This is a genomic window from Viridibacillus sp. NPDC093762, assembly GCF_050279675.1.
Taxonomy (GTDB): Bacteria; Bacillota; Bacilli; order Bacillales_A; family Planococcaceae; genus Viridibacillus.
The window spans coordinates 28,428-51,403 of the sequence record NZ_JBNNUK010000003.1; the positions used below are offsets into that span (position 1 = coordinate 28,428).

At 38.2% G+C, this 22,976-nt stretch carries 26 protein-coding genes and 1 other annotated feature; of the genes, 2 read left to right on the top strand and 24 right to left on the bottom strand.

The window, feature by feature from the left end:
* Positions 1-8: 8 nt before the first annotated feature.
* Positions 9-2,279 (bottom strand): protein translocase subunit SecDF, encoded by a 2,271-nt coding sequence (gene secDF / locus ACQKM9_RS05605; RefSeq protein WP_427733420.1) that lies wholly within the window; start codon positions 2,277-2,279, stop codon positions 9-11.
* 280 nt (positions 2,280-2,559) lie between these two features.
* Positions 2,560-2,877 (bottom strand): post-transcriptional regulator, encoded by a 318-nt coding sequence (locus ACQKM9_RS05610; protein WP_427733421.1) that lies wholly within the window; start codon positions 2,875-2,877, stop codon positions 2,560-2,562.
* Positions 2,878-2,971: 94 nt separating this feature from the next.
* On the opposite strand from ACQKM9_RS05610, the gene ACQKM9_RS05615 reads away from it, so the two are divergent.
* Positions 2,972-4,489, top strand: a complete 1,518-nt coding sequence (locus ACQKM9_RS05615; RefSeq protein WP_427733422.1) for a putative polysaccharide biosynthesis protein — start codon at positions 2,972-2,974, stop codon at positions 4,487-4,489.
* On the opposite strand, the gene ACQKM9_RS05620 is transcribed toward ACQKM9_RS05615, so the two are convergent.
* The 8 genes from ACQKM9_RS05620 to ACQKM9_RS05655 form a co-directional block, all read right to left on the bottom strand.
* Positions 4,484-5,125, bottom strand: a complete 642-nt coding sequence (locus tag ACQKM9_RS05620; protein WP_427733423.1) for a DUF421 domain-containing protein — start codon at positions 5,123-5,125, stop codon at positions 4,484-4,486. The genes ACQKM9_RS05615 and ACQKM9_RS05620 overlap by 6 nt on opposite strands.
* 237 nt (positions 5,126-5,362) lie before the next feature.
* A complete protein-coding gene (gene yajC / locus ACQKM9_RS05625; protein ID WP_427733424.1) occupies positions 5,363-5,632 on the bottom strand; it encodes a preprotein translocase subunit YajC in 270 nt (89 codons plus the stop codon).
* A 44-nt stretch (positions 5,633-5,676) separates the two neighbouring features.
* Positions 5,677-6,819 carry a tRNA guanosine(34) transglycosylase Tgt gene (tgt, locus tag ACQKM9_RS05630; RefSeq protein ID WP_038187365.1) on the bottom strand — a complete coding sequence of 381 codons (1,143 nt, stop codon included), beginning with the start codon at positions 6,817-6,819 and terminating at the stop codon, positions 5,677-5,679.
* Positions 6,820-6,822: 3 nt separating this feature from the next.
* Positions 6,823-7,875: a tRNA preQ1(34) S-adenosylmethionine ribosyltransferase-isomerase QueA gene (gene queA, locus ACQKM9_RS05635; protein WP_427733425.1), complete on the bottom strand. Its 1,053-nt coding sequence runs from the start codon at positions 7,873-7,875 to the stop codon at positions 6,823-6,825.
* An 18-nt stretch (positions 7,876-7,893) separates the two neighbouring features.
* Positions 7,894-8,898, bottom strand: coding sequence for a Holliday junction branch migration DNA helicase RuvB (gene ruvB / locus ACQKM9_RS05640; protein WP_427733426.1), 1,005 nt, complete (start codon positions 8,896-8,898; stop codon positions 7,894-7,896).
* Positions 8,899-8,916: 18 nt separating this feature from the next.
* Positions 8,917-9,537, bottom strand: a complete 621-nt coding sequence (ruvA, locus tag ACQKM9_RS05645; RefSeq protein ID WP_427733427.1) for a Holliday junction branch migration protein RuvA — start codon at positions 9,535-9,537, stop codon at positions 8,917-8,919.
* A gap of 163 nt (positions 9,538-9,700) precedes the next feature.
* Positions 9,701-10,564: a phosphotransferase gene (locus ACQKM9_RS05650; protein ID WP_427733428.1), complete on the bottom strand. Its 864-nt coding sequence runs from the start codon at positions 10,562-10,564 to the stop codon at positions 9,701-9,703.
* 1 nt (position 10,565) lies between these two features.
* Positions 10,566-12,110: a LysM peptidoglycan-binding domain-containing protein gene (locus ACQKM9_RS05655; RefSeq protein ID WP_427733429.1), complete on the bottom strand. Its 1,545-nt coding sequence runs from the start codon at positions 12,108-12,110 to the stop codon at positions 10,566-10,568.
* Between the two features lie 137 nt (positions 12,111-12,247).
* Here ACQKM9_RS05655 and ACQKM9_RS05660 point away from each other — a divergent pair, with 137 nt between their 5' ends.
* Entirely contained in the window at positions 12,248-12,781 is a 534-nt protein-coding gene (locus tag ACQKM9_RS05660) for a transcription repressor NadR (protein WP_427733430.1), read from the top strand.
* Positions 12,782-12,837: 56 nt separating this feature from the next.
* Here the strand turns inward: ACQKM9_RS05660 and pheA are convergent, their stop codons facing one another.
* The 14 genes from pheA to ACQKM9_RS05730 form a co-directional block, all read right to left on the bottom strand.
* Entirely contained in the window at positions 12,838-13,713 is an 876-nt protein-coding gene (gene pheA, locus ACQKM9_RS05665; protein WP_427733431.1) for a prephenate dehydratase, read from the bottom strand.
* A 15-nt stretch (positions 13,714-13,728) separates the two neighbouring features.
* Positions 13,729-14,184: an ACT domain-containing protein gene (locus tag ACQKM9_RS05670; RefSeq protein WP_427733432.1), complete on the bottom strand. Its 456-nt coding sequence runs from the start codon at positions 14,182-14,184 to the stop codon at positions 13,729-13,731.
* Between the two features lie 19 nt (positions 14,185-14,203).
* Positions 14,204-15,493: a GTPase ObgE gene (gene obgE / locus ACQKM9_RS05675; protein WP_427733433.1), complete on the bottom strand. Its 1,290-nt coding sequence runs from the start codon at positions 15,491-15,493 to the stop codon at positions 14,204-14,206.
* Positions 15,494-16,030, bottom strand: coding sequence for a Spo0B domain-containing protein (locus ACQKM9_RS05680; RefSeq protein WP_427733434.1), 537 nt, complete (start codon positions 16,028-16,030; stop codon positions 15,494-15,496).
* Between the two features lie 347 nt (positions 16,031-16,377).
* Positions 16,378-16,671 (bottom strand): 50S ribosomal protein L27, encoded by a 294-nt coding sequence (gene rpmA, locus ACQKM9_RS05685; protein ID WP_038188306.1) that lies wholly within the window; start codon positions 16,669-16,671, stop codon positions 16,378-16,380.
* Between the two features lie 15 nt (positions 16,672-16,686).
* Positions 16,687-17,025, bottom strand: a complete 339-nt coding sequence (locus tag ACQKM9_RS05690; protein ID WP_427733435.1) for a ribosomal-processing cysteine protease Prp — start codon at positions 17,023-17,025, stop codon at positions 16,687-16,689.
* 15 nt (positions 17,026-17,040) lie between these two features.
* A complete protein-coding gene (rplU, locus tag ACQKM9_RS05695) occupies positions 17,041-17,349 on the bottom strand; it encodes a 50S ribosomal protein L21 (protein WP_427733436.1) in 309 nt (102 codons plus the stop codon).
* 13 nt (positions 17,350-17,362) lie between these two features.
* Positions 17,363-17,439 (bottom strand) — a sequence feature (ribosomal protein L21 leader region).
* A gap of 45 nt (positions 17,440-17,484) precedes the next feature.
* On the bottom strand, positions 17,485-18,072 hold the full coding sequence (locus tag ACQKM9_RS05700; RefSeq protein ID WP_427733437.1) for a site-2 protease family protein: 588 nt from the start codon (positions 18,070-18,072) through the stop codon (positions 17,485-17,487).
* Between the two features lie 41 nt (positions 18,073-18,113).
* Positions 18,114-18,656: a peptidoglycan DD-metalloendopeptidase family protein gene (locus tag ACQKM9_RS05705; protein WP_427733438.1), complete on the bottom strand. Its 543-nt coding sequence runs from the start codon at positions 18,654-18,656 to the stop codon at positions 18,114-18,116.
* A 272-nt stretch (positions 18,657-18,928) separates the two neighbouring features.
* Positions 18,929-19,726: a septum site-determining protein MinD gene (gene minD / locus ACQKM9_RS05710; protein ID WP_038187406.1), complete on the bottom strand. Its 798-nt coding sequence runs from the start codon at positions 19,724-19,726 to the stop codon at positions 18,929-18,931.
* A 1-nt stretch (position 19,727) separates the two neighbouring features.
* A complete protein-coding gene (minC, locus tag ACQKM9_RS05715) occupies positions 19,728-20,399 on the bottom strand; it encodes a septum site-determining protein MinC (protein ID WP_427733439.1) in 672 nt (223 codons plus the stop codon).
* A 21-nt stretch (positions 20,400-20,420) separates the two neighbouring features.
* Entirely contained in the window at positions 20,421-20,948 is a 528-nt protein-coding gene (gene mreD / locus ACQKM9_RS05720; protein WP_427733440.1) for a rod shape-determining protein MreD, read from the bottom strand.
* A complete protein-coding gene (gene mreC, locus ACQKM9_RS05725; RefSeq protein ID WP_427733441.1) occupies positions 20,948-21,865 on the bottom strand; it encodes a rod shape-determining protein MreC in 918 nt (305 codons plus the stop codon). Before mreC ends, mreD begins: the two co-directional genes overlap by 1 nt.
* 13 nt (positions 21,866-21,878) lie before the next feature.
* Entirely contained in the window at positions 21,879-22,898 is a 1,020-nt protein-coding gene (locus ACQKM9_RS05730) for a rod shape-determining protein (protein WP_038187415.1), read from the bottom strand.
* Positions 22,899-22,976 lie beyond the last annotated feature (78 nt).

Consider the following 22,976-nt stretch of genomic DNA (forward strand, 5'->3'; position numbering starts at 1 on the left):
GTACTTAATTATACGACTGGCTCGTCAGAGCCCCATTGTTTTTTCTTTTTACTAACGTCTAAATTACCTTGTTTTTTCATTTGGCGTTTTTTAAGTGAGAACCAAACTTGGGCTGCGATAAAGATTGACGAATACATACCCGTAATTAACCCGACTAGTAATGCAATCGAGAAGTTTTGGATTGAAGGTGCACCTAAGAACAACAATGCAACTACAACAATAATTACTGTTAATACTGTATTTACAGATCGTCCTAAAGTTTGACGAAGCGATTTATTAACAATGTTGGCAAGTTCTTCTGAATCTTTAATTTTACCTACACGATGTAAGTTTTCACGAATACGGTCAAACGTTACAATTGTATCGTTTATTGAATAACCCACGATCGTTAATACAGCAGCAATAAACGTAATATCCACTTCTAGACGGAAGAAACTAAATATCGCGACCATAAAGAATACGTCATGTAGTAATGATACAATCGCACCGACACCCATGCGCCATTCGAAACGGAAGGCAACATAAATGATGATGCCAATAGCTGCAATTGATAATGCTTTGATAGCACTTTTCACCAGCTCTTGTCCAACTGTAGGAGATACGGTGCTAATACTTGGTTCGTGACCAAATTCTTTTTTAAATTCAGCTTTTACTTTTTTAACTTCATCTTTTGAGAAGTCATGCTTATATCGAATAACTCCAATGTCTTTCTTTTCACCAGAGATTACGATATCCTCTGATTTAAATCCAACTTTGGCGATAGTATCAGCAACTTCTTCTTTTGTTAACTGATGCTCTGCTTTAACTTCCACACGAGTACCACTTGAGAAATCAATTCCTAAGTTAAGCTTGAAGATTCCTAAAACAGTAAACCCGACAATAAGGAAGATTAAAGAAGCTGCGTAGTATTTTTTACGATTATGAACAAAATCCAATTTATCAAAGCGTGTGCTTAAATCTAATGTATCTACGCCTTCTTCGATTTTGTGTACTTTCTTTTTACTTACGCCAAACCAACCCGTTTTCCCATCAAAGTATCCGCTGTTTACTAGTAAGCCTAGTAAAATACGAGTTCCCCAAACAGCTGTGATAAAGCTGACTAAAATACTGATCATTAATGTTGTTGCGAAACCTTTAACAGAGCTTGTCCCGAAGATAAATAATACAGCTGCTGCAAGAAGCGTTGTAATATTGGCATCGAAAATAGCTGAGAATGAAGATTTCGAACCTGAGTTAAATGCTGCCTTTATGGACTTACCAACTCGTAATTCCTCACGAATTCGCTCATACATTAAGATATTGGCATCTACGGCCATCCCTACCCCAAGTACAATTGCTGCAATTCCTGGTAGCGTAAGAACTGCATTAATCCAGTCAAAGATAACAAGTACTAAGAATGTGAAAATTACTAATGTTAAATTCGCTACTAATCCTGGTAGACGATAATATACAAGCATAAAGATAAAGATTAATCCAATACCAACTAGACTTGCAAAAATCGTACTTTTCAGCGCTTCATCACCGAATTGTGCTCCTACTGAAGTTGAATATTTCTCAACTAATTTAACAGGTAATGCACCCGCATTTAAAACCCCAGATAAATCTTTTGTTTCCTGAACAGTAAATGCACCTGAAATTTGAACGTCTTTTGAATTGATGACTTGCGTTACGCGTGGGTCAGAAACAAATTTAGGTTTTGCCTTTTTAACTTCTTCTGCGTAAGAGTCTTTACCTTCTTCAAAGTCTAACCAAATTACTAATAAGTTATTTGGTTCTCCCATAGCTGCAATTTTCCCTGTTACTTCAGCAAATTTTGCTGGATCTTTTAATTTTAAAGTAACGATAGGACGATTCCGGTCGTCAAATGAAGCAGATGCACCACCTTGTTTCAAATCATTTCCGTCTAACAGGATGTTATCGTTAACATCACGGAACGTTAAATTAGCCTCAGTTGAAAGTAATTCACGAGCAGATTCTTGATTTTCAACACCTGCTAATTGAACACGGATGCGGTCTTTACCCTCAATTTGAATACTCGGTTCACTAACACCTAGTGCGTTTACACGTCGTGATAGTGCTTGTGCCGTATCCTTAACATCATTTTCTGTAATATCCGGACCACCTTTTAACGGCTCTACTTGATAAAGAACTTCAAAACCACCTTGTAAATCAAGGCCTAGTTTAATATTGTCCAAGACTCCTTGAACAGTCGTGCTCATCGTTGCACCTAAAACAACTACTAGTAGTAAAAAAGCAACGATACGGCTTCTTAATTTCATTCAAACTTCCTCCTCAAACAAATACAGCGGTATGACTTATAAAACATTTTACTCAATAATCTATATTATGACACGAATTTATTCATAAAGCTTGTAAAAACTTCGAGACTAAATGCTCATAACCTATAAAACCTCATATAAAAAGTATTGTAAAATGTTTTTTAGTAAAAAAATTTGTTTCATCCGTACAATATCAAATTTTAAAACTTAACAGGTCTATTATGAAACAGGTGGACTCCACTGTCAAATCAACCCTTTTTTATTGATTTAAAACTTTTCTTTATGGCCCTTCACTACCATTCCCATGTAATAGCAGTTGTAATTCATCTTGATTTAATTCTGAGAACCAATTAGATGTCTTCGATTCTTCGATTTGAGTATAGGTCATATATTGTGCAGTACTTAGAGAAAATAAATCCTCAACCATTTCATAAGGACGCAATGTCTGAATATTGCGTTTGCGCCATTTCTTTTTTACGCATACATCCCATATGTCCTCTACTGTTACCGTTTTAAACCCTTGCATGATAAATTCATTTCTTTTACTAATTAAAGCTGGTAAAAACTTTTGAAATAAAGCCTCGTACTCGATCGCCATCATTTCACTTCCTTTATGGTAGTTTTATCCGCTTCTGTTCTTGCATAGGATAATTGTATACGAATTTTCTTGAATTGAGAAGGAAGGGATAGTATTGACTTCTTTTTTTCATGGCACTTTTTTATTAATGGGTGCTGTGTTCTTATCTAAGCTCTTGGGTTTCTTGTATCGAATGCAATTTATGAGGGTTGCGGGCGAAGAGGCCGTCGGCACATATATGGCGGCATATCCGGCTTTTATTTTCTTCCTATCCCTAATCCAACTCGGCATTCCAATTGCTGTAGCGAAAATTATCGCTGAACTGCACGCGAAGAAAAAGAAAGAACAATTAAGTGCTGTAATGAGAACAGCTACTTTATTAACCTTTCTTGCAGGTATTATCTTATTTCCTTTGATAATGCTTTTCATTCCGTATTTGTCCAACAATCTACTTCATGACGGACAGACCATGCTTATTTTATATGTTGGCTTGGCAACAGTTCCAGTTGCCGCTGCATCCGCACTGCTCAAATCTTTCTTCCAAGGGCTAGCACGCATTGCTGAAACGGCTTGGTCTCAAACAATGGAACAAGTTATCCGTATTATTCTTATTACTTTTTTATTACCTTATGGTGTAAATGTAGAAGAACCAGCCCTAACTGCAGGGTTTGCTATGGTCATTACAGCAATTGCTGAAGCTGTCGCTTTCCTCTACCTGTATTGGCATTATCGAAAAGTAAAGCGTTCAGATGTTCTACAGCCATCAAAAGAGTATTATCCACCAAATCCAATATTAAAAGTAGCTCTTCCCTCAACTGGTAGTAAAATTTTTGGTACATTCACATGGTTTTTAGAGCCCATAATCTTTTTAAAGGCGCTAACCTTAGCAGGCATGACAACCGTCGTTGCAACAAAATTATATGGGGTCATTTCTGGTGTGCTTGTTCCATTGTTATTATTCCCTGCTTTTGTGCCATTTGCTCTATCAGTAGTGCTTATACCCGCTGTCAGTGATGCTGTTGCTCGTGGCAATCACAGGTTATTAAAAGATCGTGTCCAAATTTCACTTCGATTATCGACGCTTGTAGGCTGTTTTGCGGCTACATATTTTTTCATTCACGGTGATGAACTTGCAATGAAACTTTTTCACCTACAAGAAAATCGCGGCTATGTAAAATTATTATCACCTGTCTTTTTCTTTTATTATATTCAAAGTCCACTAAATTCGATTTTACAGGCTGTAGATGAGGCGAATGCAGCTATGATGAATGCTGTATACGGTGGTATTGGTAAACTGTTTATCATGTTCGTTCTCGCTTCTCAGTCAGGTTTACAAGAAAAAGGTGCGGTCATTGCGATTGGTTTCGGCGTTCTCGTCACATCCTTTTTACATATCGCAACTATTCGTCAGAAGAAATATTTGCATACTGGCTTCCGATTATTTGTCGTCCCATATGGCATATTCATTTTCGTAGTCGTATTAAGAACTATGCTAATACCTACTGCAGGTCTTTCTGTTATTTGGGATAGCGCCATAACCTTAGGTATACTTTCTGTACTTTTGATACTCTTTAATCAAATTAGATGGCGTGATTTTATGTATTTAACAAGAACAATTAGGAAACGGCTATGATGCCGCTTCCTTTTTTTGTACGTGCAATTCATTCTCCTCAAAACAGCAATAAAATATTTCCGTAATGTCAGCGATACCTTGCTCTAATAGTTTTTCCCTTAACCATTCTTCTGTTCTTTGTGTCAACTTGAGGTTCTGATTTTGTACCTCCCCATCAACAATATACGGTAGTACGGGTGGTTCTTCATTTTTCACAAAAACAGAAAGATTTCCAGATGGTTCTAAAAAAGCGTAAGCAACTTGCTGAACAGATCCTATCTGCTGCTCTCTTAACTGTTGGAATAAATCATTTAGATTATAACGTAACCTCTTCATTTCCTTTTCCATAATAACGCCATCTCGAATAATCGTAACTGGGCCACCATCAATTAAATCACGAATCTTTTTATTTTTTAAAGTTATAAATGACAAAACAACTTGGATAACGAGCAACATGATCATTGGCAGAACTGATTCAAATAACTTACGTTGCGGATCATCAATTGCAAATGCTGCAACTTCAGCGATGAGTACGAATATGACGAGATCAATCATGCTTAGCTCGCCAACCTCCCGTTTTCCCATGAGGCGAAAAATAATCAAAATAACAAAATATAAAAAGACGGTACGAAATCCGATAATTAATAAATCGTTCATACACGACTCCTTTTTTTAAAATAGAATGTGTAAGATTGAACGATTTATACAAAAAACATTGATTTCGAACATACTACTTTTTAAACTATTAGCCACATATTTTAAAGATATAAATGTTCAACGCTTTTATTAAATCCTTTCTTTCAACTTTCTGATAAACACTTAATTCAACTTTTCCCACAAAAAAAAGACTACTCCACAACATAAGTGTGGAATAGTCCTTTTGAACGCATTTAATTAGTTAGCTACATCTTCAACAATGCGACCCACTGCCGCGCGCTCGAAACGTAGTTTTGTGCCATCAGCAACTTTGATAACAACTGTTGTATCGTCAACCGCATCAACTTCACCGTGCAATCCACCGATTGTCACGATTTGATTGCCACGTGATAAACTATTTTGCATTTGAGATGTTTTCTTACGTTGTTTTTGTGCTGGACGGATTAATAGTAAATACATCACACCAAACATAAGAATAATTGGGCCAATACCTTTTAAAATTTCCATTGAATAAAATCCCCCTTTCTATTTCTTTCAATAGTATACAAGAATCAGAAATTTTTTGCATTTGGTTTGTTGAAACCATATGCTTCAAAAAACTCTTCTCGGAAATCACCAAGACGATCTTCACGGATCGCTTGTCTTACGTTTCTCATTAAATCTTGTAAGAAATATAAATTATGATAAGAAGTTAATCGGATTCCAAATGTTTCTTCCGCTTTCAACAAGTGACGAATATACGCACGTGAATAATTGCGGCAAGTATAGCAATCACAGTTCGGATCAAGTGGACCAAAGTCTCTTGCGAATTTTGCATTTTTAATCACTAAACGACCTTCGCTTGTCATGCATGTACCATTACGAGCAATACGTGTTGGTAATACGCAGTCAAACATGTCAATACCACGAATTGCACCATCGATTAATGAGTCAGGAGAACCTACTCCCATTAAATAACGTGGTTTTTCTGCTGGTAATAACGGTGTTGTATATTCAAGCATACGGTTCATGATATCTTTTGGTTCCCCTACTGACAGACCACCGATAGCGTAGCCTGGGAAATCCATTGATACAAGATCCTTTGCAGATTGCTTACGTAACTCTTCAAATTCTCCACCCTGTACGATACCAAAGAGACCTTGGTCTTGTGGACGGGCATGAGCTTCTAAACAACGTTCTGCCCAGCGAGAAGTACGCTCCACGCTCGCTTTCATATATTCAAAAGTAGCTGGGAACGGAGGACATTCATCAAATGCCATCATAATATCTGCACCAAGTGCATTTTGAATTTCCATCGCTTTTTCAGGGCTTAAGAATAGTTTATCACCATTTAAGTGATTACGGAAATGAACGCCTTCTTCTTCAATTTTACGAATATGGCTTAAGCTAAATACTTGGAAGCCACCAGAATCCGTTAAAATTGGACGATCCCAGTTCATAAATTTATGGAGACCTCCTGCTTCACGAACAATTTCGTGACCTGGACGAAGCCAGAGATGGTACGTGTTACTTAAAATAATTCCTGCTCCCATATCTTTTACTTCTTCTGGAGACATTGTTTTAACAGATGCTTGAGTACCTACCGGCATAAATGCTGGTGTCTCGAAAGAACCGTGCGGAGTATGCACGATACCAAGGCGTGCGCCTGTTTGCTTATCTGTTTTAATTAGCTCATATCTGATTGCTTGAGACATTGATTAATTTCCTTTCTGTGCTTTTGGGCGGATAAACATCGCATCGCCAAAGCTAAAGAAGCGATAGCGTTCTTGTACTGCGATATTGTAAGCATTTAATATTATTTCACGGGTTGTTAATGCACTCACTAACATAACTAGCGTTGATTTTGGTAAATGGAAGTTTGTAATTAAACCATCAATTGCTTTGTATTCAAAACCTGGGTAGATGAAAATCGAAGTCCAACCACTATCCGCTACAATTTTACCTTCATGGCGTTCTGCTATTGTTTCAAGTGTACGAGTAGATGTTGTACCTACTGCGATTACACGACCACCATTTCGTTTTGTATCATTAATAATAGCTGCAGTTTCTTCTGTTAGATTATAAAATTCAGAATGCATTGCATGTGTTTCTATCGTCTCAACATTAACAGGACGGAATGTTCCTAATCCTACATGCAATGTTAAGAAAGCAACTTTAACACCTTTTGCACGAATTTCATCTAATAAGGTTGTTGTGAAGTGTAGACCTGCTGTAGGAGCCGCTGCTGAACCACGTTCCTTCGCAAAAACAGTTTGATAACGATCTTGATCATCTAATTTTTCACGAATATATGGTGGTAGAGGCATTTCTCCAAGTTGGTCTAAGATTTCATAGAAGATTCCATCGTAGTTGAATTTAAATAGTCTTCCACCATGATCTAACTCACCTGTACACGTCGCTTTTAGCAGACCTTCACCGAAAGTAATTTCAGTTCCCACTTTCACACGTTTTGCAGGTTTCACTAGCGTTTCCCATTCATCTTCATTTGACGTTTGTTTTAATAGTAATATTTCAACATGCGCTCCTGTTTCTTCCTTTACACCCATTAAGCGTGCAGGTAATACACGTGTATCATTTAAGACAACGCAATCACCTTCGTGTAGTTCTTCGATAATATCACGGAAAGTATGATGTGTCACTTCACCTGAATCACTATCTACTATCATTAAACGGCTTGAGGTGCGATCTTCTAGTGGTGTTTGTGCAATTAACTCTTCTGGTAGTTCAAAATCAAAGTCTTCTAATTTCATTGTTAACTTCCTTTTGTTTTATGTTTGTGATGGCAATGGATAGCCAAAATGCTCATAAGCTAATGTAGTAGCTAAGCGTCCTCTTGGTGTTCGCTGAATGAAACCAATCTGCATTAAATAGGGCTCATAGACATCTTCAATTGTCATTGATTCTTCCCCAATACTTGCTGCAATCGTATCTAAACCAACAGGACCGCCTCGGAAACGTTCAATCATCGTAGAAATTAATTTGTGATCGATATGATCTAAACCCAACGGATCAACTTGTAACAACTCTAGTGCAGCTTGTGCCATTTCTAGTGTAATCTCCCCGTCTCCAATAACTTGAGCATAGTCTCTAACTCTTTTTAGTAATCGATTCGCAACACGTGGTGTCCCACGAGACCGGCGAGCAATTTCTCTTGCTGCTATTTTATCAATGTTCACATCAAAAAGCACAGCACTTCTACAAACAATTTCTGTTAATGAAAGCTCGTCATAATATTCCAGTCGTAACAACACGCCGAAGCGATCTCGAAGAGGAGCTGATAATGCTCCTGCTCTTGTAGTTGCTCCTACTAATGTAAAAGGAGGTAAGTCAAGTCGAACAGAGCGAGCTGCTGGACCTTTCCCCACGACAATATCTAAACAAAAGTCTTCCATTGCGGGGTACAATACTTCCTCAATCGCTCGGGGTAGACGATGAATTTCATCAATAAATAGAACATCACCTGGTTCTAAGGAACTAACGATTGCAGCTAAATCTCCTGGACGCTCTATAGCAGGTCCGCTCGTCATACGAATTTGGACATTCATCTCATTCGCAATAACAGCCGCTAAAGTCGTTTTACCGAGCCCTGGAGGTCCATATAAAAGCACGTGATCCAGACTTTCTTCCCGCATTCTCGCTGCTTCGATAAATATCTTTAAATTGTCTTTTACTTTTTGCTGACCAATATACTGAACCAAGTTTTGAGGTCTTAGTGACTGTTCAAATTGCTCATCAAAATTGGATACTTCACTCGATACAACGCGCTCGTCCATAACTATTCCTCCTTTCTTTTATTTTTGTTTTAATAATAGTTGTAAGGCTTTCTTCATATATGCTTCAGTTGATGAAAGTTGATGATCTTCATCAAGTTGTGGTCGAATTTTCGTTAACTCACGCTCCGAATATCCTAAAGCCGTTAACGCTAGTAATGCTTCCTCTAATTCATGCTTATTCGGATTTACTCCGAATAGTGGCAATTCATCTTCTCCACTTGGTAACTCAACAGTTTCAAGTAATGCATCTAGTTTCCCTTTTAAATCTAGAATCATTTGGCGAGCAGTTTTCTTTCCGACACCTGGAAACTTTACCAGGAAAACTTCATCTTCTTGTTCAATTGCTTGAATAACTTGAGATGGGTTACCACTTGCTAAAATGGCCATTGCTCCTTTTGGCCCAATACCTGATACTTGTATCAGTTTACGGAATAGTTCACGCTGCTCTAATGATTTAAAAGCAAATAATAGATGTGCATCTTCTCTTACGTGATGATGCGTATACACTTGCAATGATTCCTTTTGTACATGAAACGCAAACGGATTTGGCGTATATAATTGCCAGCCAATTCCTTGCTGCTCCATGACAATATATTCTGGAGTAACTCTTGTTACTTGTCCAATTATGTAGTCATACATGGCAATTCCCCTTATATTCAACGCTATGATTATAGCATATTATTTGTTACATTAGGATGTCAGACCTTTGTCCAAATGGCAGTAGAAAAAGATAGATCGCCTAAACGACCTATCTGAAGCTTTATTTGTCATTTTCTTTTCCCAAAAAAGACAAACACCTATTCTATTTCACACTTCCACTATCATACCATAATTTTGGCCAAGATGAGAGCGCCACCTTTGTAAATGCCACAAGTTCTTCGATGAAAGCCGCTTTGCGCTGTGAAGCAATGACATCAACATAAAGCCATTCTCTTAACAGCTCGTTAGGATAACGAATCGCCAGTAAGTGCTCTTTCGGAAATCCCTGCAAAAGTGGCTGCTCCTCTAAAAGTTTAGGCAAATTATAATCGACATGAGGAAGTACACGATGCATCCACATGATGATTTCATCTTCAGCATGACCAACTGCTGCTAAATCAAAATCAATCAAATACACCTTGCCTTTCTCCGTCCTTAGAAAATTATGATGCACAACATCTCCATGCAGAATTGTTGGTTTTTTATTTTTTACTAGTTGCATACTTTTTAACGCTTGTTCAGCATATATAATAAGCTGATCTACAGCCGAGGCGCCCAAAAATTGGGCTATTTGTTCTTTTTTAGCCTTAAATTTTGACAAACGATCCTGCCATTTTAATTGTAAATCATATTGTGGCAAAAATACCCCGAACTCAGACCAATTAATGTCACTATTTGTTGCATGTAATTTATATAATAAATCTAACGTCTTTGTACGTTCTTCTATACGATTAAATTTTACTGCTCGCACATTAGATGCCCAAGGTTGCACAATAGCAGTAGGATCATCACTTGCAATAACCGGTAATATATTCGGAAATTTTACCTTTTTTAATTGTTGATGAACAATACGAACCTTGTCAGCCGTCCCTTTATTCGCGTAGCGTTTAATCGAATAATTATGCCCATTAATAGTCCATTGCCAAACGTTAGGCTTAACCCTCCTGAAAATACCGCTCTGATTCACATCAATTATAGTCTACAGAGGTTCTCGGCTGCGGGTACGGTTGTGGTTGCTGACAACTGCAGGGAGACGTATTCCAATTCGGCATCGGCATTGGCATTGGATAGAATTGCATTGGCATACTTGGCATTGGCATACTTGGCACACTTGGCATCGGCATGCTTGGCACACTTGGCATCGGCATGCTTGGCACACTTGGCATTGGCATACTTGGCACACTTGGCATCGGCATACTTGGCATTGGCATACTTGGCATACTTGGCATACTTGGCATACTTGGCATCATCATATTAGGTTGCTGCCATTGTTGTCCCTGAACTGGCCACTGCGGTTGCATTGGTTGCTGCCATTGCGGCTGCATAGGTTGTAGCGGACCATGATGATGTCCCATAAAGGAAGACTCATCAAATCCGCAATCTCTAGTTGATTCAGGCATTTGCCAGCCTGTTGGCGGACTTGGCTGCATCCCCATTGGCGGGCTTGGCTGCATTCCCATTGGCGGACTTGGCTGCATTCCCATTGGCGGACTTGGCTGCATCCCCATTGGCGGAATTGGCTGCATCCCCATTGGCGGACTTGGCTGCATCCCCATTGACGGACTTGGCTGCATTCCCATTGGCGGACTTGGCTGCATTCCCATTGGCGGCCAAGGCTGTTGATATTGCCAATTTGGCATTGGCATTGGTGCTGTACCTCCCCACTGTGGCATTTCTGGCGGACACGGTTGCATCCCCATTGGTGGCCATGACGGCATTTCTGGTGGACATGGTTGCATTCCCATTGGCGGCATTGGTGGTGGACATGGTTGCATTCCCATTGGCGGCATTGGTGGTGGTGAAATTGGTGGCATTGGTGGTGGTGAAATTGGTGGCAACTCCCCTGCTGGGCTTGTTTGTATAGGTTTTGTTGGTTTACTTACTTCTAACGGTTGAATAATTATTTCCTCTTCATGTTGTTCAACAAACTCTATACGTGTTTTGACTGGACGTTGTTGTACATGTGGATGCATATGTGGAATTGGTACTGGCTCCACAATAGGTACTTCTTTTACATGATGGATTGGTGCTTCTTTCACATGATGAGTTGGTGCTTCTTTCACATGATGAGTTGGTGCCTCTTTCACATGATGAATTGGTGCCTCTTTCACATGATGAATTGGTGCCTCTTTCACATGATGAGTTGGCGCCTCTTTCACATGATGCGTTGGCGCCTCTTTCACATGATGCGTTGGTGCATGATGTGTTGGTGCATGATGTGTTGGTGCATGATGTGTTGGTGCATGATGCGTTGGTGCCTCTTTCACCGGTTGGTGCATTGGTGCTTCTTTTACTGGCCGATGTATTGGTGCTTCTTTTACTGGGTGCTCCTTATGTGATTGATTCGGCGCTTCTTTCTTTGGTACAGCAGGCAAGAAAATTTCCATACCCGGTACGATATAATCCGGATTCGCCAAATGAGCATTTAAGCGTTTCAAATCTTCAAAAGAAATGCCATACTGTCTTGCGATTTTCCATAGAGTATCGCCTTTTTGGACCGTATGAGTGCGCATTTTTTTCCTCCTTCCGTCTTCATATCATATGAAAAGCTTTCACAATTGGTCACCCGATTTTATATTTCAGTGAGGGCCTTTCATGTTACACTATGAGTTGGGAAGGGCAATTTATGCTTGTATTCGAGGTGATTTAGATGAAAAAATTATTAGGAGAAGAACGAAGAGCAATGCTTTTAGACATGCTTAAGCAAGAAGGACAACCAATTACAGGTACTGAACTTGCTAAACGCGCCAGTGTTTCGAGACAAGTAATAGTCAGTGATATGGCCTTATTAAAAGCACGTAATGTACCGATTATGGCTACAAGCCAAGGGTATGTATTATTTACTTCTAATAAAGATACAACCCGTTGTGAACGCCAGATTGCTTGTCGTCATACATCTGCCGATACAGAAGAAGAATTAAATATATTTGTCGATGCCGGAGTCACAGTAAAAAACGTTACTGTAGAACATGCCGTATATGGAGAGATTACTGCTTCCATCATGGTCTCTAGTCGTCATGACGTCCAACAATTTATGCAAAAGCTAGCCGATACAAAATCGAATCTTCTATTGGAGTTAACTGAAGGAATTCATATCCATCTTATTTCTGCTTCTTCTGAAGAAAAAATAGATTTTGCCATACAACAATTACAATCGAAAGGCTTTCTAATTACGACAAATTAAATTTCAGCATAAAAAAACTCTTAGCAAAAATGCTAAGAGTTTTTTGTATCTGTTTTTCAGTCATGACCATTTTTGTATGTATAATAAGTGCCAAGTGATTTTACTGAGCATCCTAATGCAGTTAGCTCATCCATCGCACCTCTCATCATTGGTGCATTTTCATCTTCTAGAACGTCAACGATAAAGAAATAGTCGCCTAGACCTGTTTTTAACGGTCTTGACTCGATTTTACTTAAGTTGATTTGACGCCATGCAAATACAGATAGTACTTGATGTAATGCTCCTGAACGGTCATTAGGTAATGTAATCATTACCGTTGTTTTTATTTGATCATCCCGATGTTCCCTTTTAATTCGTTGATTGGTTCTCGATAGAACGAAAAAACGTGTATGATTAAAATGGAAATCATGAATATTATCTTGGACAATGTTTAAGCCATAAGTTTCTGCAGCTGAACTGTTACCAATTGCAGCAATACATTGATCTTGGTTCTCAGCTATATACTGTGCTGCTGCTGCCGTCGATGTCGTTGGATTTAACGGAGTCCCTCTAAATCTGTAGTACAAATATTTATGACATTGAGCAAGTGCATGAGGGTGTGAATATATACCCTCAATGCCTTCCCAATGATCAGCATATTTTGGATTTACCATTAAATGTTGTGCGATTGGAGATAAAACTTCTCCAACTACATATAAATCCGCTTCATGATATAAATAGTCAATCGTTAACGATACAGATCCCTCAAGCGCATTTTCTACAGGTACTACTGCTAAATCTACTTGACTGGATGCGACCGCTTCAATGCACTCTGGAATTGTTTTGTAAGGAATAAGCCATTCGTTTGGAAATAACTCTTGCGTAGCTAAATACGTAAACGTGCCTGCTGGGCCTAAATAAGCCACTCTATTTTCCCACTCTTTTGATGTCAATTCAAAAAAGCCCCCTTATAATGCTCCTGAACTAATTACCTCTGCTGACTCTACAAAATCTAATTTTTTTAGTTGCTGCATTAAATCATCTAACTCTATATCCATTGCTGTCACATCTAACGATAATGTCACGTTCGCTCTTCCTTGTATCGGAATCGTTTGATGAATAGTTAAAATATTACAATGTGTATCTGTGACAGTCGATAATAGACGTGCTAATGTCCCTTTACGGTCTTCTAACTGTAAAAAAACAGTTAAAATACGTTCTTGAACGATAGAGTGGAAGGGGAAAACAGCATCTCGGTATTTATAAAATGCACTACGAGATAAATCTACTTGCTTAACAGCATCCCATATTGATGAAACGGCACCTGTCTGTAATAAATACTTCGCATCAAGTGTCTTTTGCATGGCATCCGTTAGAACATCTTCGCGTACTAAATAATAGCGTTGATCTGCTACATTTTTCATCTCTTTCCCCCCTAAATACTTACTCTATAAATTCAAATTCGAATTCAAGTAATCGAACAATATCACCATTTTCAGCGCCACGTTCTCTTAATGCTTCGTCAACGCCCATACCGCGTAATTGACGAGCAAAGCGTCGAATTGAATCTTCACGACTAAAGTCAGTCATTTTGAATAATCTTTCGATAGAAGAGCCACTTAATACGTAAGAACCATCATCGTCACGTGAAATTTCGAAGTCTGGACCTTGTGATTCATGTTTGTATAAAACAGTTGCATCCGTTTCTTCTTCTTCCACATCGTTCAATGCAAATTCAGGTGTTACTTCTAATAAGTCCGCGACAGCGAATAATAATTCTTTCAATCCTTTACGTGAAACAGCAGAAATCGGGAAAATCCTCGCATCTTCTCCAACTTTTTCACGGAACGCTTGTAAGTTTTCTTCCGCATCAGGCATGTCCATTTTATTGGCAACAATAATTTGTGGACGCTCTGTTAAACGTAGATTATATTGTTCTAATTCTTTGTTAATCGTTAAGTAGTCATCGTAAGGTTCGCGACCTTCCATACCAGACATATCAATCACATGCACGATTACGCGCGTACGTTCAATATGACGTAGGAATTGATGTCCTAATCCCACACCTTGGTGAGCTCCTTCGATTAATCCTGGTAAATCTGCCATAGCGAAACTACGGCCGTCCTCTGTTTCAACCATACCTAAGTTCGGCACAATTGTTGTGAAATGATATGCACCAATTTTCGGTTTTGCTGCAGTAACAACTGACAGTAATGTTGATTTACCTACACTTGGGAAACCGACTAAACCTACATCTGCTAATACCTTTAACTCTAATATAACATTAAGTTCTTGTCCTGGCTCGCCTTTTTCAGAAAGTTCTGGCGCTGGATTTGAAGGTGTAGCAAAACGAGAGTTTCCTCGTCCTCCACGTCCTCCACGAGCAATAACTGCCGTTTGACCATGTTCTACTAAATCAGCAATAACTCTACCATCTTCTTCAGAAGTTACGATTGTACCAGGTGGCACTTTTACATAATAATCTTCCGCATTTTTACCGTGTTGGTTTTTACTCATACCATGATTACCGCGTTCTGCTTTAAAATGACGTTTATAACGGAAATCCATTAATGTACGTAGTCCTTCTTCAACGATAAAGATTAAGTCTCCACCGTTACCACCATCGCCACCTGCTGGGCCACCATTTGGTATAAATTTTTCGCGACGGAAAGCAACCATACCATCTCCGCCGTCTCCACCTTTAACAAACACTTTAACGTGATCTACAAACATTTAAATACCCTCCTTGCTTGCTTCTATGCAATAACACCAATCTTCATTTGTAAAATGATTATTTTTAATCATTATGGATTGATGTTCAATTTTTTCTTTGAATGGCTCCATATCCCATAAGCCTTTTAAATGAAATGAAATTTCTAATTGTCCTTGCGTTGAGTTGATGTGAAGTGATAGATTTTGCTCTATATATGGGTTTAATGAAGAATATACATAGGAGACAGTCCGCTCTAAATGATCTTTGATCGGTCCATCTAATGCTATATCCACCTCAGAATCAACGTTACTTTGAATAGTTACTTGATAGGACGGATAACGCCATTTCAATGTGTGTAACCATTCAATCGTTTTTGGTAATCCTAATTGATTAATATTGAAAAAGATACGACATTGTTCGGCCACTCCAGAAATTACTTCCTTCGACTCCTCTACACGTCCCATGTCCAAATTAATCTTTATTAGTTGAAGCTGATTTAAAAAATCATGGTGTGCAAAGCGTAGCACTTCATTTACGGTGAGAGGCTTTTCAGTCATTGTACACACTCCTCCAATAAGATGTTCAGTCTTCAGTATACCAATTTTTCATCGGTTTTTCTCGCATTAGAAAAACAAGGCTTCCGCTAACTTGAGCGAAAGCCGATTTAGAACAGGAACTGGTTACTAAAAACATACTTTTTACCAGTGAATAATAAAAGTGCAATCGTGCCCGTTCACCTCAGACAAGCGTTGGAAAGTTCGAAGTGAATGTGTCTTGCTTACTTTCACTTGGAGACTTGAAACGACTTCAAGGGGGCACGAATGCCTAGACATGATTAATAGTTATATACTTGCTTATTCATTTAAAAAAGGACTGCAATAAATGCAGTCCTTAGCTTTTGAAATTAAGCTTCTTGAGCGACAGGGTATACACTTACTTTTTTCTTGTCGCGACCGTAGCGTTCAAATTTAACTACGCCGTCAACTTTTGCGAAAAGTGTATCGTCTCCACCGCGGCCAACGTTTTCACCTGGATAAATTTTAGTACCGCGTTGACGGTAAAGAATTGATCCACCAGAAACGAATTGACCATCAGCACGTTTAGCTCCAAGGCGTTTTGACTCAGAGTCACGACCGTTCTTAGTAGAACCTACCCCTTTTTTCGAAGCGAAAAACTGAAGATCTAAAGTTAATAACATCATCTGTTCCACCTCCTACATTTGGGAATATGATATCTGAATAAATTGTCCGTAACTTTGCACAATTGTATACAACTGTGCAACCATTGTTTGAACAACTAATTGTAAGCGACTGTCTAATTCTTCATCTAAATCGGCTGGCAAAGTGACGTGGAGATATCCACCTTCACCCTCTTGCTGAATAGTAGGTTCAACATTTAATAGTTGGTACATGGCATTAACAGTGCCAAAAGCAATTGCTGATGCGCCTGCACACACTAAATCTTTCCCTGATTCATCAAAATCTGCGTGACCTTTCATTTCAAATGAAGATACATGTCTTTTTTCATCGTGATTAATCGTTACTTGGATCATTTAATCACCTCACTATTAAGCGTTGATAGCTTCAACTACTAATTTAGTATAAGGTTGACGGTGACCTTGTTTACGACGGTAGTTTTTCTTAGCTTTAAGTTTGAAAACAACGATTTTCTTTTGACGACCGTGTTTTTCAACTTTAGCTGTTACAGTAGCGCCTGCCACGAATGGAGCACCAACTTTAACCGCTTCGCCACCTACGAATAAAACTTTGTCAAAAGTAACCACTTCACCATCTTCTGCGTTTAATTTCTCAACGTAGATTTCTTGGCCAGCTTCAACTTTGATTTGTTTACCACCAGTTTCGATAATTGCGTACATATCTGCACCTCCTCTTATAACTCAGACTCGCCCTCAATCAGGTGATCCCGAAAGATACTTAAAACCTTTTCAGCGCGGTTGTAGTAGCACGGGTGCTACAAACAATAACATTAAAATACTACCACATAGAAACTATTACGTCAATATATTTAATGCATACTTTTCAAATGCTTTAGTATATTTCCGATATCTCCATTCTTTTATATTTTGAAATAATATAAATAAAAATAAAAAGAGCAAAAATACGGACTTTGGTAATAATAAAATACAGCACAGTAAAATCGCTAAACATGTAATAATTGAATACTTTAAAAAAAACTCATGTATTTCATATAGGGGTCGTTTTCCGCTTAATAAGATTTCGATTATTCGACCACCGTCTAAAGGCCAAATTGGCAATAGATTAATAATTAAAATGAAGAATTGTATGTATACCAGCGGTTCTTGTATCGCCACTGGCATGAATAGAGCTAAAATCAAGAGAAAAAAAGTAGCAATCGGTCCAGCAGCCGCAACTACTAACCTATGCTTTTTACGAATCAACTGTGTTTTCGCAAGGCTTATTTCCCCTCCATAAGGCATAATCGTACAGTCTTTAATGATGAGCTTATATTTGCTAGCAGCTATTAAATGTCCGCATTCATGCCAAAGCAATGAGCCGAGAATCATGGCATAGTGAGCTACATTACCTGAAACCAATAATATAATTATTATTGGTATCATCGTGGGATGTATGCGAAATTTGAGTACTCTTATTTTCCCTCTCACTTCAACCACTCTTTTATCGCGGTTGAATCAAGCATAGTTCCCTTTTTCTCAACTTGTAAATAAAGACGCCCCGACGTTAAATTTGAAATTGTTTCTCCTTCCTTAACTGAGGTATATGGTAATATTGTCAATTCGTCTAAAAAGCCATACGTAACATTTTCACCATTTTCATAAATGACTGTCATCGTCTTCCCAAGCGATTCCGTATGGCCAGTGAAAATGACATATCCATCTTGTTTGGCACGTATACTAATATTCTCTTTATAAGAGAGTAAAGTACCGTTCGAGAACGGCTGTAAAGTGGAAAATGCAGCTAGCTCTCCCTCATATAAAGGAGCTGTTACAGTAATTGAATCATCTTGTTTACCATCTGGATTAAGCAAACCCTTTGTCCAATTTCGTAGCACCACGAAATCTTCACCAGTACTTGTAATTTGCTTAATATTCGTCTGCATCGTACCATTTTTTTCAAGTGTCGAAATCATAACAACACTAAATGTAATGAGGAATGCCAAAATCCACTTCAATTTATTCTTCAAACTCTTCACCTCATAGTATTCTTTATTGCAATATATGAGTAGAGAAGGTACTTCATTCATTTACATACTATATATAAACTTTATTTGGAGATAGAAATAAATTAAGTTATAAAAACTCTTTTGTACTATATCTGAAATTCAAGCCCTATTATCATATTCCCCAAAACAAAAAGACTACTCTACACATTTTAAATGTGGAGTAGTCTAACTAATCGAGAACAATATTTTTCGGACTTTAGAGCTTGTCCAGCGTGGATGAGAATCTACCGAACTTATTTAGAAAATAATGATTTGAGTTTAGCGAATACACCTTTACTCTCACCTTCTAAAGTCATAAGTGGAACTGATTCACCTAGGATTCGTCGTACGATGTTGCGATATGCTAAAGCCGCTTGTGTAGTCGGCTCCATCACAATCGGCTCACCTTTATTGGATGAGCTAATCACATTCTCATCATCTGGAATAATTCCTACCAAATCAATTGATAAGTGTGTAGTAATTTCGTTCACATCTAATGTATCGCCGCGATTCATTAAATGTGGACGAATCCGATTAATAATTAATTTAGGCGGTTCTATTTCTTCTTGTTCTAATAGACCAATAATACGATCTGCATCACGCACCGCTGAAATTTCAGGCGTTGTTACAACTATTGCTTTGTCTGCACCAGCAACAGCGTTTTTATAACCTTGTTCAATTCCGGCCGGACAGTCAATTAACACAAAATCATAATCTCTTTTTAATTCACCAATTAACTGCTTCATTTGTTGTGGTGTTACTGCTGTCTTATCTGTTGTTTGAGCAGCGGGCAATAAAAATAGTAATTCATCAAAGCGTTTATCTTTTACAAGCGCTTGGTGAATTTTACATCGACCTTCTATAGCATCTACTAAATCGTAAATAATGCGGTTTTCTAATCCAAGGATAACATCAAGGTTGCGTAAACCGATGTCTGTATCAACTAAGCATACTTTTTTTCCTTGAAGTGCCAATGCAGTTCCTAGATTTGCAGTAGTCGTTGTTTTACCAACGCCTCCCTTACCAGAAGTTATAACAATTGCTTCTCCCACATTAGCTTCCTCCTTTAAACGTTGACAGATTTGGTCTAAATAAACGCAAATCTTGCAAGCGGTCAATCGTAATATGACCATTTGAATGTATGTACGCACATTCCATTTCAGGTGTTTCAGACAAAACGGCTAATTCATTTGTCATAAGTTCCATCAAGTCAGCAATCAGTAGATGGGTTGCTTCAAGCCAAGACGCTGCTATAACTGCTTCACGGTTACCTTTTGCACCAGCATGAGCAATTCCTTTTAAACGTCCTAAGACGAAAATACTACCGCCCGCTTCAACTTTAGCGTTAGGATTAACATCTCCAACAACTACTAAGTCACCTTCAGCACGAATCGTTTGTCCCGATCGTACGATACCAACATAAGTAGCAGATCTGCTTTCTACCACTCTACGATTACTTTCCTCAACAGAAATTACATCGCTCTTAATCTTTGAAACTTTTAAATGCTCGGATTGCTGAACAATATGCAAAATTTCTTTCAATTGTTCTTCCTCACAATAACGATTTCCTAATTGAATCTGTACTTCAGCTTGACCTTCCATACCTTCTTCGGACACCTTACGCTTAAGTTCATCGATTAACTCTGAGTAAGCGCATTGATCGTCTAGTCGAAGCACAAGTCCATCCTTCGTACCTTTAATATAGACTAGCTGCTTTGTCGACAAATGCGTCACCTCACGATTTTTTTATAAAATGGATTGATTTGCTTTTTGCAATACGCGCGCTTGTATTAAATATCTAAACGTCCAACCAAGCATGATGAGGAATATTGAATTCGCAATCATTGTTGGTATTAAACGCTGATTTAAAAATTCTGAAAATGGAATAGTCGTAAATGAAATTATTAAGAAAAATTGATGTAAGATAATCTCTAATAACGCGACTAATAGTAACGATAATGTTGTTGTTACAAATAAATTCTGATGGATATATTTTACTGTAGAACCTGCTATAAAACAAATAAATGGGTACAAAAATGAATATAATCCAATAATATCAATGTAGAAGATATCATACAAGAGCCCAAAAATTAATCCATATAGCATAGCTCGTTTTCGATTGTAGTAAATCGAAAGAAATATCAAATATAATATTAAAAATCTCGGTACTAGATAAGCTAACTCACCATTCCACTCAATTGGCGAAAATAGGGCAAATTCAGTTTCCAAAAAGAACAACACAACAGCGACTAGAGGAATTAGAAAACGTACCATCATTCTCCATCCCCAGTCGTGTTAGTAGTAGTTTTATTTGTTTCGTCATTGTTAGTACTATTACCATCAGAGCCATCAATATTTATAGATTCTCTTTTCGCAATAATAACATGATCAAGCATTGAAAAGTTAGCAGCTGGTTTTACATAGGCAAGTTTTGTTAAACCATAATCATCTGTCGTAACTTCTGTTACTTCCCCAATTAGAATACCTTTCGGGAAAATACCACCTAAACCAGATGTCATAACTTTATCGCCTTTTTTCACTTTCAAACTAGAGTCAATACGTTTTAGTATTAATTCGTTACGTTTCTCATCAAAACCTTCTATTAAGCCGAATACTTGTTTTTTATTTGCAACAACTGCTGATACACGATAATTCGGATTATTGGTAGTCAATAACTCTACTTCTGATGTATACGGTGTCGTTTGCACGATTTTACCAATTAAGCCTTCAGATGTTCTAACTGCCATGTTGACTTTAATCCCATCCATCGTACCTTGGTCCAAAATTAACTTTTCTTCCCATTGATCAGGATTTCGCGCAATAACAGTTGCTTGAATTGGATTGAATTTCTTCAGATCCTCTTCTTTGCCAATTATAGCTCGTAGCTTGTCATTTTCAATCTTCAAATCATTGACTTCGCCCTGCAGTACTGCAAATTCTTCCAAACGCGATTTTAATCTTTTGTTTTCATCATACGTATTTAATAATGCATCGACATTATTAAAGATTCCTGTTATATAGTGAGCCGGTTTGGACACTAGAGATTGTCCAAAACCGACTGTATCTTTAATAATTTGTTCAGGAAGCGAGGCGTTTTGACGATCGCGTAAGGAGAAGCTAATCAATGCCACGAGGAAAATTACGCCGACAAGCAGCAAAATTAATCGCTTATTCGAGAAAAACTGTGGCATTGCCTAAACCTCCTTAACCTTTCGTTTGTTGACGACGTACTAAATCGATATGATCTAACGCCATACCAGTACCAATTGCAACACAATCTAATGGATTTTCAGCAATAAATACCGGCATATTTGTTTCACTACTGATAACTTTATCTAAGCTTTTCAGTAGAGCTCCACCACCAGTTAATACAATACCGCGTTCCATAACATCAGCAGAAAGCTCTGGTGGAGTTTGCTCTAATGTTTTCTTAACGCCATCGATAATGGCAGAGATAGATTCACGTAATGCTTCAGCAATTTCGATAGAAGAAATTTCAATTGTTTTTGGTAAGCCTGTTACTAAATCACGACCGCGGATTTCCATGCGCTCTTCAGGACCTTCAGTGCTAGCAGAACCAATTTCCATTTTAATAGATTCCGAAGTACGTTCACCAATAGTTAAATTATAAGATTTACGAATATAAGCTGTAATGGCTTGATCCATTGCATCACCCGCAACACGTACAGATTCACTTGTCACAATACCACCTAATGAGATAACAGCAACTTCAGTAGTACCACCACCGATATCAACAACCATACTACCTGTTGGTTCCCAAACTGGTAAGTTAGCACCTATTGCTGCTGCAAATGGTTCTTCAATTGTGAAAGCATCTTTCGCGCCTGCTTGACGAGATGCATCTATAACAGCACGTTGTTCAACAGATGTAATACCATATGGTACACAAATCATCACATTCGGCTTCTTCCAGTTACCACCTGAAGATTTCATAGCTTCACGTAAATAATATTGAATCATAGTAGTAGTAATATCAAAATCAGCAATAACCCCATCTTTCATTGGGCGGATTGCTACGATCGAACCTGGAGTACGACCAATCATATTTTTTGCATCGTTACCTACTGCTACGATTTCACCTGTTTTTGTATTTTTCGCAACTACAGAAGGCTCTCTGAGTACGATTCCTTTTCCTTTAATAAATACCAATGTATTTGCTGTGCCGAGGTCAATCCCGACATCTTTCCCACCTAATCCAAACACTATTATGTTCTTCCTTTCTCTATAGCCATAACTTTCTTAGCTGTCATAAAATCATAAGTTTTATTATAACGGAAAGGA